The following is a 10,363-nucleotide window of genomic DNA, read 5'->3' on the forward strand; positions in this document are numbered from 1 at the left end:
AGGATCGGGGCTTCCCACGGCACGCAACACCCACGAGGTCCTCCACGAGATCACGCCGGAGGCCGCGGTCGTCTATGTCGACATCGACCCCCTCGTGCTGGTGCACGGCAAGGCCATCCTCGCGGACAACCCCCACACCAGGGTCGTGACCGCCGACATCCGCCGCCCGCGGGAGATCCTGGAGCACGAGGACGTCCGGGCGCTGATCGACTTCGACCGCCCGGTGTGCGTGATGCTCTGCGGGATCCTGCACCACCTGCTCGACGAGGAGGACCCGCACGGGATCGTCGAGGCACTGCGCGAAACCGTGGTGCCGGGTTCCTTCTTCTTCATCACCAACTTCACCCGGCTGGGCGACGCGCCGGAGAGCGCGGAACTGGAGCGCGTGCTCCTCAGCCAGCTCGGCACCGGCCGCGTCCGCACCCCCGAGGAACTTACCCGGTTCTTCGACGGGCTGGAGATCCTGCCGCCCGGTCTCATGCCGCTTCCGCTGTGGCGCCCGGACACGCCGGTCACCGACAGCACCTCAACGGCCGTCCGCTTCATGACCGGCGGCGGGGTCGGGTGCAAGCCCTGACCGGAACGCGCCCCGTTCGTTCGGCCCCGCGCCTCGGTGCGGCCGGCGACGTGCGGAGCAAAGCCGCCAAGAGAATCCCGTCATCAGCCGGTGATCCGATGTCCGACAACCTGGCTGATTCCGGACACTTTTCCGGTTGAAACCCTGCTGCGCACTGGACGGGGCGCGGTTAACATGACTGGATCGCGGTGATTCGCGACAGCCACAGGAAGGCGAAAACCGATTCGCCGGGCGAGCATCCCCCAACCGGAGAATTCCGACATTGAGCACTCGGAAGAGCGTCATCACCGGACCGCGAATTGTTTTACGCAAGCCGGAGATCGAGCGGGTCGCGAAATACTTGACGACTCCTGGTGCCGAGGGTGAGCGTCCTCCGGTCCTGCTCTTCACCGGGGTCGACGGAAGCGGAAAGACGACCCTGCTGAAGCAGACGGGCGGTGCGCTGAACCAGAAAACCCCGTGGGCCTTTGTCGACTGCGCGGAGTATTCCCCCACCGATCTTCCGGAATTCCTGACAGAGATCAAAGTCCAGCTCAGCCGGCACTGCCGCGGTTTCGGCAGGCTCCGGTTCCCCCGGCTCGAACTCGGTCTGGCCGTCACTAAGGAGAAAGTCGACTTCACCAGCCAGAAACAGGCGTTTCGCCAGCTGAGCGAGTTGGTGGAGAACCAGATCCGCCACCGTCCCAAGGCCGTCGAGGAGATCCTCGACGGCATCGTGGGAGACATGGTGGGAGAGGTGTTCACGGCGCAGACGACGCTGCCGGCCAAGCTGCTGCGCGCCCCGACCGAACGCCTTGTCACAGCCGTGGCCTCTCGCGCTCTGAGCAGTCCGTCGGTGCTGCGCCGGGAGCAGAGCTGGTACGGTCACCGCGACCAGCGGCTCCCGTACCCCCCAATCGACGAGCTCGCCCAGCTGAACCGGTGGGCCCATACTCCACAGCGGCTCCGGCAACGCGACAAACGCTTGGTCGAGGCACTTCTGGCCGACGTTCGCGTCGCCTTCGACCGCGGCAGGTCGGCCCGTTCCAGGCGGTACAACTGCGTCATCCTGCTCGACAACGCCCACACCGACCTCGGCCGTGCTGTACTCGAGCACCTGCAGAAACTGCGCCGGCACTTCCAGACCGCGGGCTTGGCGGCCGAACCGCTGCTGGTCGTGGCGAGCAGCCGCAAGCCGCTCCCCGGCGACGCCCTGGAACAGCACCCGCTGCCGGAGTTCACCGACGCCGAAACCGATTGGCTGGCATCCCACCTGCCCGAAGAGGCGGACCCCCGGCTCCCGAAGCTGATCCAGCTTCTCACCGGCGGGTACCCGGCCGCGGCCGCGCTCCTGGTCAACACCGCCTGTAGGCAGTCCCCTGCCGCAGAGGGCGGGATCGGTGCGCTCCTCACCGCGGAGGTCGACGACGATGCCGTGGCCACGGCGACCGTCGAGGACCGGCTGTGCCACAACCTGGTGGAGGCGCTGCTGAAGCAGCCCGAACACCGGCCCTTCCCCGACGAGGCACTGGAGCCCCTGACCACCTGCGCGGCCGCCCGCACCCAGGAGGAAGCCGAATGGCTGGCCGCGCGGTATTCGGACAGCGGCCTGGTCGACCCCGACCTCCTCTGGCAATCGGGCCTGTGGGACGAGGAGAGGGCGACCGCGGCCCATGCCCTACTGCGTCGACTACTGCTGCGCCGGTTGGCCCGGCGGGGAGCCGGACAGTGGGACTGGGAGACCGTCCAGAGGGGATTGCGCGACCGGTGCCGTGAAGACGGCGATGTCGCCGGAGAGTTGTACTACGCTCTCGCCGGCGGTGAGCTGCCGGAGGCGGCCCGGAGACTCACCGAGTACCTCCCGGGAAACGGGATCGCCCAGACCTGGCTGTCCCTGCTGCTCTCCGTCGCCGAGGCACCGCGCATGGCACCGGACACCGCTCCTTCCACGCCTTTCGAGCGGCAGATCGAGCTGACGCGCTCCATGGCGGGCGAGTCCCCGCCCCATCTCGTGCAGGTGGCCCGGGTGGTCGCCGGGCTGTGGTTGGCCAACGACCGCTGCACCGGACCGGAGCGGGCGGACCTCCACAGGGAGATCGCGCTCGACTACAGAAGGATCGCGGTTCACGGAGACCAGCCGGTGGAGCTGCACAACCAAGCTGATCGCCATGACGAACTGGCGCGGTACTGGTCATAGCGCCCTCTCCTCTTCAGTACCTCCAGGAGGTTATGTGAGGCATGATGATCTGATCCCCTCTCCGCCCGTACCCCCGGGGAGGCGGATCGGGAAGTGGCTGGCGCTCGGGGTCGGCCTGGTCGTTCTCGTTTCCCTTATGTGGTGGGCCGTCCCCGAGCTCCGATGCGGGGGCTTCTCCGGGGTCCGGTACACAGGGGGCGAGTGCGTCGGCGTCACCGACGGCTCCTTCGTCTTCGACCCGGAGTTCCGGGACATCGAGCAGAAGATCAAGGCCGAGAACGACTGGGTGGTAGGGGAGGCCGAGAATGAGGGCGTGCCCTACGTCAAGATCGCACTGCTCACCACACTGACGCCGACGGACAGCAGCCCCATGCACCCCGAGCAGGTCCGCAGCTCACTCGAAGGCGCCTATGTGGCACTGCGCCGGGCCAACCGCACCCGTGGACTCGGGGATCCGGACCCGCTCATCCAGCTTCACCTGGCCAACGAGGGCAGTGTCCAGGCGCAGTGGCCGACCGCCGTGGCCCAATTGGAGCAGATGGTCGACGACGACGCTCCCCTGGTCGCGGTGGTGGGACAGGGGGTCAGCACCGCTAGCACCATCGAGGCTGCGGAGCGCCTCTCCCAACAGGGGATCCCCATGGTCACCGGGGCCACGACCGCCGACGGGCTCGACCACGAGCACATCGAAGGCATGCTCCGGATCGCCCCCAGCAACACCGACTTCACCACCGCCCTCCGTCAATACCTGGACGACCAGGACGATCTCGAGTCGGGGCTCCTGGTCCAGGACAGCACGAAGTCGGACACGTTCGTCACCACCCTGCGCGAGGCCTACCGGGCCCGACTGGAGGCCTACATCGAGTTCCCCGCTCAACCGTTTCCGGGTGCCTCGGTCGAGCAGGGCGGGCCGGACGTGTTCTACCCGATCACGCAGAACATCTGCAGCGCGGACCCGGACATGGTCTTCTTCGCGGGACGCGCATACGACCTGGAGATATTCCTGGAGGCTCTCAGCGAGCGGATATGCCGTGCGAGGCCGCTCACCGTCTTTTTCGCGGAGGTCGGGCTGTACCCGCGGGGCGACGAGGAGACCCACGCACAACTCGACGAAGGCAAGATCACGGTCCTCCAGGCCACAGGGGTCGACCCCGGCTGGGCCCGGGGCGAGACCGAGACTCCGGTGGGCTTCGAGGACTTCTACGCCCACTACCGGGAACTCCCGAGCAGTGGCCCAGAGACGCTGGACAACGGCTACGCCATCACCTACCACGACACCATTGCCACCGCGGTCAGCGCCATCCGGCTCACCAACCCCCTGGCCCTGGACGAAGGCCCACCCTCGCTCGCGGATGTCCGAGGAAAGCTACTGCTGCTGAACGAGGAGCACGCGGTGCAGGGAGCCAGCGGCACGCTGAGCTTCACCGAGGACCGCGGGGGCAACCCCGGCGGCAAGCACATCCCCATCGTTCCCTACCCGTACTCCGGCGACGTGGCGGCGACGGACCCCTACATCACCCCCGTCCGGTAACGGCCTCGGAGGAGAGGAAGGCCGCGGGCGGAGACGGGCGTGCCCAGCCCGGCCGGTGTGCTCGTCCCCGGGAGCGGACCCCGCGCGCTCCCGGGGACGAGCAGACCAAGTCGGGTCAGCTCCGGTTGCCGGATTCGCCGCCGTTCTCCCGGCGTCCCGCGCTCTTCCAGCGGTCGGCGACGGTGTCGAACAGCTTGCCCCCGGCGTCGGCCGCGCTGCCCGCCACGTCGCGCAGCGTGCCGATGAGCGGGTCGGCCGTCCGCTCCCAGGACTCCCGGTAGGAGTTGGCCGCGTTGCGGGCCTCCTCGCCGACGGAGGCGTCCCTGTCGGTGCCGCGGCGCAGGTACTCGCCGTCGATGATGCGCTGGTACGAGCCGTCCTTGATCCAGCGGTCCAGCTCGGCCATGCGGATCACCGCGAAGGGGTGGGTGTGTCCCACCAGGTTGAGGATCTTCAGCATGCTGTCGCGCGCGTCGCCGCCGCGGTCGTACTCCGCCGCCTGCTCCAGGAACGAGTCGGGGTTCATCTCGACCAGCCGCGAGCCGCCCGCCATCTTCATCAGGGCGCGCTTGGCCGCGTCGGGATCCTGAGCGGCGAGAACCCCGGCCCGGTCGCACGAGAGCTCGGACTTGCGGTACCACTCCTCCAGCGCGGTCACGATCGCGCGCAGCCCGATGTAGCCGAGCGGGATCCACGCGACCCTCGCGGCCAGCCGGATGAGGGCCAGCAGCATGGTGCGGTAAACGGCGTGCCCGGACAGGATGTGCCCCACCTCGTGTCCGACCACGAACCGCTGCTCCTCGGCTTCGAGCAGGTTGAACAGACCCGTTGTCATGACGATGAACGGCCGCTGGCTGCCGATGGCCATGGCGTTCGGCTTCGGGTTCTGCTGGACGTAGAGCTCGGGGACCTCGTCGAGGTCGAGGACGTAGGCGGCGTCGCGGACGTAGTTGTGCACGTCCGGGAACTGCTGCTCACTGACGCGGACGGCGCTGGCGAGGAACATGAGGCGCAGGGCGCGCTCGTTGAACAGACCTGAGAGGCGTTTGAAAACCTCGTCGAACCCCCTGAGCGACCGCAGCGCCACCAGTGCGCCACGGTCGGCCGGATGCTCGTAGGCCCGGGAACTGATGTCGGCGAGTCGGACGCGTGTGCGGTCGGGCGTATTGGTGGCCATGCCCGAATGCTATGTCGCGCGGGATCCGGGCGCCATGATTTCCGGGATCGAGATATGACGCGATCTTCGCCCCATTGTTCGGGTAAGGCACGGAATAGGGGGGAAGCGCATCGGTTACCCTCGGCGTTGCGCCGGCGCGAGGGACGAAACGGAGTGGCAGGGTGCAACAGGAAGCGACGAACACGCTCGGAGAGGCGGGGCGGAACTCCCGGCGATCGAGGCGCGTGGGCGTCATGGGCGGTACCTTCGACCCGATCCACCACGGGCACCTGGTGGCGGCCAGCGAGGTCGCCCATCTGTTTCATCTGGACGAGGTGGTGTTCGTTCCCACGGGGCAGCCGTGGCAGAAGGACCCCGCGAAAGTGGCATCGGCGGAGGACCGCTACCTGATGACGGTCATCGCCACCGCGGAGAACCCGCAGTTCCGCGTGGACCGTATCGAGATCGACCGCGGAGGGCCGACCTACACGATCGACACGCTCCGCGAGATGCGCCGCAACTACGGTCCCGGCGTGGAACTGTTCTTCATCACCGGAGCCGACGCGCTGGGCGCTATCCTCAGCTGGCGCAACGTAGACGAGCTTTTCGAACTCGCGCATTTCGTAGGCTGTAATCGTCCCGGACACCGGCTTACCGATACCGGATTGCCCGACGGGAAGGTCAGCCTTGTGGAGGTACCGGCACTGGCCATCTCATCGAGCGAGTGCCGGGAACGCGTCCGAAAGGGCGAACCCATCTGGTACCTGGTGCCCGATGGCATCGTCCGCTACATCAACAAGACCGGGCTCTACCTCGACGATCGGATGACGGGTGGCGGAGACTGACCGCCGACCGGGCGCGAGACGATCCGCAGGCGGGGAGAGCCCACAGGAGGCAGCTGCTATATCGTGACCGCCACGGACAGGGCCGTCGAGCTGGTGAACATCGCCGCTGAGGCGGCGGCCGAGAAACTCGCGCAGGAGATCGTCGCGTACGACGTCAGCGACCAGTTGGTCATCACCGACGCGTTCCTCCTGTGCTCAGCCCCCAACGACCGCCAGGTGCGGTCCATTGTCGACGAGATCGAGGAGCGGCTCCGCGGCGCGGGTGCCAAGCCGGTGCGTCGGGAAGGGGAACGCGACGGCCGCTGGGTACTGCTGGACTACGCCGAGATCGTCGTACACATCCAGCGCGAGGAGGAGCGCGGTCACTACGGCCTGGAACGGCTGTGGAAGGACTGCCCCGAGATCACGCTTCCCGAGACCGCCAAGGGGCGGTGGCGCACCCCGGCAGACAGCGCCGATCTGTAGCCGGGGCGTACTCTCGTACGCGACACCCGTATCCGCGCACGCCGGAATCCCGCCGAGCCCTCCCGACGGTCTGGAGACAAGCCCGTGACCGAGACCCGCCGTGTCATCTGCTGGCGCCATGGCCGGACGACCTGGAACGCCGAGAAGCGGTTCCAGGGGCAGACGGACATCCCCCTCGACGAGCTCGGGGTGGCGCAGGCCGAACGGGCGGCGGCGCTGCTGGCCACCATGCGCCCCGATGCGATCATCGCCTCGGACCTGCGCCGCGCGGCCGATACGGCGGCCTTCCTCGCCCGGTGCGCCGGACTGGGCGTGGAGTACGACAAAGGGCTGCGGGAACGCTTCGGCGGCCCGTGGGAAGGACTGACCGCCGGCGAGATCCGGGAGCGCTGGGCCGAGGAGTACACCCGGATGGACATCCCCGGCGGCGAGGACCTCGGGGCCGTGGGGGAGCGGGTGCAGGACGCCGTCCTCCGCGGCCTGGCCGCGGTACCGGAGCACGGGCTGCTCGTCGTCGTCAGCCACGGCGCGGCGCTGCGCGGCGGGATCAACCGGATGCTGGGCCTGCCGCCCGAGCGGCGCGAGGTGCTCGGGCCGCTCGGCAACTGCTCATGGTCGCTGCTCGGCCCGCTGCGGTCGGGCGGCTGGCGGCTGCTGGAGCACAACGCCGCCAGCCTGCCCGAGGAACGGCCCCTGGGCGACGACCGCTAGCGGACCGTCCGGGAGGGGCGGGCCGACCCGCCGGACCGCGGAATCGTTTCGACGAAGCGACCTGATTCCGTTATCGTGCTGGGAGTCGGCGGGACGGCCGCCCGACCCCGAGGGGCTATGGCGCAGTCGGTAGCGCGCCTCCATGGCATGGAGGAGGTCTGGGGTTCGAGTCCCCATAGCTCCACGAGCTGGTTCGCGCCGGTCGATGACCTTCGGTCATCTTCCCCGCAGGCCGCTGTTTCTTTCGGGGGGACACTCCCCGGACCCCCGATGCGGGGCTTCGCCCCGCAGGCGCGGATTGTACTGCGGTCTTGCAGGGTCCACGAGCCGGTTACCGCTGGTTGGCGGTCCTCAGCACCTTCCCCGCGGACCCCTGTGTTCTCAGGAGTGTGCGCTGTCTGGTTGGGTCCGTCGGACCACATCGGCTCCAGGCTCTTCGGTGGTGGCGGCTTCATGGGGAACGCAAGACGCTCCACCCCAACAGCCCGCCGGAGCGTGCGAGTCACTGTCCGCTGTCACCTCCTTGGATGGTGGGGAGCCCGCGGGCAAGTAGCCGTTGGTTGGCGGCGCTGCGGCTGTACAGCACCTCGGGCGCGAAGACGGGGGTGTTAAGGGTGTGCCGCATCGCCGGTTCCAGCAGCATGGGGCCAAGGATCAGGAACAGCACCTGGTAGGGCGCCCAGAAGCGGTCGGACTCAGCGTCCGCGTTGGCGTCCGATTCGATCGAGGAGTCGCTGCTCTCGCTCAACAGCGAGAGCCGGATCCGGGTGCCATCGAGGAGACGGGTGAACAACTCGCCGCTGGCCGTGCTGCCTTCCAGGAGCGATCGGCGTAGGTAGTTGCACCGCGGCTCGTCAGCGCCGAACAGGCGCGCGCTGACGTGGGCGAAGGTGGCCAACGCCTCGTCTGTGGTGGTGGGGGCGTCGAGGTCGGCGAGGATGTCGTCGAAGGTGTTGAGGACGTCGTCGTCCACGGCGCGGCGCAGCCCGTCCTTGGAGCCGAAGTGGTGACGGAGCAGGGCGTGGGAGACCTCGGCCTCGGCGGCGATGGCGCGGGTGGAGGTGGCTGCGAAGCCGCGTTCGGCGAACAGCCGCAGCGCCGCCATCCGCAGACGGGCGCGCGCGGTCAGATCCGAGACCGTAGGCTCACTCATGCTCGGTAACCTACCGTGGCCGTTGGGGTGGGCGTGTCTGCTGGGCTACACCAGTGCCCGCAGGTAGGGAATGCGGCGGACGCACCAGGCAAGCGCGAAACTGGCCACGGCGCCGCCCGCGGCCACAACAGCGAAGGCGGCCAGCGGGCCCACTGGTGTGAGGGCCATGGCGTACTGCAGGGCGACCACCACGGGCACGTGCAGCACATACACCGTGAACGTGACCGGTGCCAGCGCGGCCACCAGCCGGTTGGGTCGATTGGCCCATTGCCGAAAGGCCACGAGCAGCCCGATGATCCAAGCGGTGCACATCAGTGTCTCCACCAGTGACCACAGCAGGGATCCGGCATTCCAGCCACCCATCGCGTAGAGCCCATCCAGCCAGGAGCCGGTGAGAAAGTGGGCCGCGGCCATCACAACGGCTATGCCCAGCAGACGTAGCCGGCCCGGGTGGGAAACGCCGACAGCCAGCCGTGCCGGTAGGCGAGGATCCCGACGATGAAGAACACGGCGTACTGGGCCAGGTCGGCCGGTTCGGCCTGGATGAACTCCAAAACGGGCACCCACTGGTCGACCGGGTACCAGCCGCGGAGGATGAACGTTGCCAGGGCGACGGCCAGCGTAAACCCCACGATCGTGCCTGCGCCAGGGGCCGTGGCGGGGCGGGCCGGGGACGGGGAGCTCGCTCCGCGCCACGACGTCACCCCCACGCAGAACCCGCGCCAGACCGCGTACAGCACCGCATAGACCAGCAGGTGCTGGATGAACCACAGGTGCCCGAACTGGCGATCCGGCCAGATCGGCCCGGACCAATCCGCTGGTTCTTCACCCATGCCCAGGTAGATGTCGAGGTAGTAGGCGCCAAAACCGATCGGGCCATAGTCGCGGAAGTTGACGTAGTAGAAATACATCAGCACCGGGATGATCACCAGGAACCCGACCAGGATCGGTGGGCCGAACTGGCGGAACCGGTCGAGTAGGTACCTGCCACCCCCCTTGCGGTCGTAGGAGGGGGGCAACAGATACGCCGCGATGAGGAAGAAGAGGCTCATCGAGAACGATCCGTTGACCACGGAGAGAACCGAGAGGGATTCAACACCGTCCGCGCCCTCGACGTACCACCAGTCGGCCGGGCCGTATGCCTGGATGGCGTGATGCACCACGACCAGCACGATCAGCAGCAGTTTGAGGGTGTCGAGATAGTACAGCCGCCGGGGAGCCGTACCGGTTGTTCGGGTGGCCTCCGACTCGCGCTGCTTTCCATTTGGATTATTTACTTTCCATATGGAAAGTCAGTCTAGGGGGCCACTGAACGACATTCCACCCGCGCACGAGCATCTCCGGGACGCCTCAGGGGTGAATCAGGGAAATCCCGGTCACTCTCTGCCGTCTTGGCGCTCGCTGCGTGATCCGTAGTAGCCGCCCCGGCGGAGCTTCGTATGCGCTGGGAGGAGTTCGATGTGCGGCCTCTCGATCACGGGCTGGAGGTTCGTGTTCCGCCCGGTTGCCGATATACAGCGAACGCCGACACCAACGCCGCGCGCAACATCGCGCACGCGGCGAAGCGGCAAACGCCCCAGGACATTGCGGGTGCCAGGACGTGGAGCCCTCGGGGTGCCCGGGCGACCAAGCGTCAACCACCAGCGGCGGACATGCCCCGTTGGCTGGACTCTCCCGCCTTTAGGCGAGAGAGGATGTCAACTCCCACGCCCGCCTTAACAAACCACCGCTAGTGGTGGTTTGTTAAGG

The 10,363-nt window shown here is 67.9% G+C and carries 10 protein-coding genes and 1 tRNA gene; 7 read left to right on the forward strand and 4 right to left on the reverse strand.

Features of this window, described 5'->3' with window-relative positions; all coding sequences use genetic code 11:
• The 3 genes from VS93_RS24560 to VS93_RS24570 all read left to right on the forward strand — a co-directional run.
• Positions 1–577 (forward strand): SAM-dependent methyltransferase (locus VS93_RS24560; protein WP_046472237.1); only part of this gene is annotated, 577 nt, incomplete at its 5' end.
• A gap of 340 nt (positions 578–917) precedes the next feature.
• Positions 918–2,753, forward strand: coding sequence for a P-loop NTPase family protein (locus VS93_RS24565; protein WP_046472238.1), 1,836 nt, complete (start codon positions 918–920; stop codon positions 2,751–2,753).
• Between the two features lie 34 nt (positions 2,754–2,787).
• Positions 2,788–4,284 (forward strand): ABC transporter substrate-binding protein, encoded by a 1,497-nt coding sequence (locus VS93_RS24570; RefSeq protein WP_052745972.1) that lies wholly within the window; start codon positions 2,788–2,790, stop codon positions 4,282–4,284.
• A 115-nt stretch (positions 4,285–4,399) separates the two neighbouring features.
• Here VS93_RS24570 and VS93_RS24575 read toward each other — a convergent pair whose 3' ends face one another.
• Positions 4,400–5,461: a M48 family metallopeptidase gene (locus VS93_RS24575; RefSeq protein WP_046472239.1), complete on the reverse strand. Its 1,062-nt coding sequence runs from the start codon at positions 5,459–5,461 to the stop codon at positions 4,400–4,402.
• Positions 5,462–5,622: 161 nt separating this feature from the next.
• Between VS93_RS24575 and nadD the strand changes: the two genes are divergently transcribed.
• The 4 genes from nadD (at position 5,623) to VS93_RS24595 (ending at position 7,645) form a co-directional block, all read left to right on the forward strand.
• Entirely contained in the window at positions 5,623–6,285 is a 663-nt protein-coding gene (gene nadD / locus VS93_RS24580) for a nicotinate-nucleotide adenylyltransferase (RefSeq protein WP_082127174.1), read from the forward strand.
• Positions 6,286–6,348: 63 nt separating this feature from the next.
• Positions 6,349–6,750 (forward strand): ribosome silencing factor, encoded by a 402-nt coding sequence (gene rsfS / locus VS93_RS24585; RefSeq protein ID WP_046472241.1) that lies wholly within the window; start codon positions 6,349–6,351, stop codon positions 6,748–6,750.
• Between the two features lie 84 nt (positions 6,751–6,834).
• Complete coding sequence (locus tag VS93_RS24590; RefSeq protein ID WP_046472242.1) at positions 6,835–7,461, forward strand: histidine phosphatase family protein; 627 nt, start codon at positions 6,835–6,837, stop codon at positions 7,459–7,461.
• Positions 7,462–7,572: 111 nt separating this feature from the next.
• Positions 7,573–7,645: transfer RNA gene (locus tag VS93_RS24595), tRNA-Ala, on the forward strand.
• Positions 7,646–7,963: 318 nt separating this feature from the next.
• On the opposite strand, the gene VS93_RS24600 is transcribed toward VS93_RS24595, so the two are convergent.
• From VS93_RS24600 to VS93_RS30740, 3 genes are read right to left on the reverse strand one after another with little or no spacing between them, the layout of a single operon-like run.
• Positions 7,964–8,614, reverse strand: a complete 651-nt coding sequence (locus tag VS93_RS24600) for a TetR/AcrR family transcriptional regulator (RefSeq protein WP_046472243.1) — start codon at positions 8,612–8,614, stop codon at positions 7,964–7,966.
• 45 nt (positions 8,615–8,659) lie between these two features.
• On the reverse strand, positions 8,660–9,028 hold the full coding sequence (locus VS93_RS30735; RefSeq protein WP_201776746.1) for a hypothetical protein: 369 nt from the start codon (positions 9,026–9,028) through the stop codon (positions 8,660–8,662).
• 8 nt (positions 9,029–9,036) lie between these two features.
• Positions 9,037–9,900 (reverse strand): acyltransferase family protein, encoded by an 864-nt coding sequence (locus VS93_RS30740; protein ID WP_338022794.1) that lies wholly within the window; start codon positions 9,898–9,900, stop codon positions 9,037–9,039.
• Positions 9,901–10,363: the final 463 nt, after the last annotated feature.

Source organism: Allosalinactinospora lopnorensis (assembly GCF_000981225.1).
GTDB lineage: Bacteria > Actinomycetota > Actinomycetes > Streptosporangiales > Streptosporangiaceae > Allosalinactinospora > Allosalinactinospora lopnorensis.

Coding starts and splice junctions, on each gene's coding strand:
- VS93_RS24575 (WP_046472239.1), bottom strand. CDS start 5,461: ATGGCCACCAATACGCCCGACCGCACACGCGTCCGACTCGCCGACATC.
- VS93_RS24600 (WP_046472243.1), bottom strand. CDS start 8,614: ATGAGTGAGCCTACGGTCTCGGATCTGACCGCGCGCGCCCGTCTGCGG.
- VS93_RS30735 (WP_201776746.1), bottom strand. CDS start 9,028: ATGGCCGCGGCCCACTTTCTCACCGGCTCCTGGCTGGATGGGCTCTAC.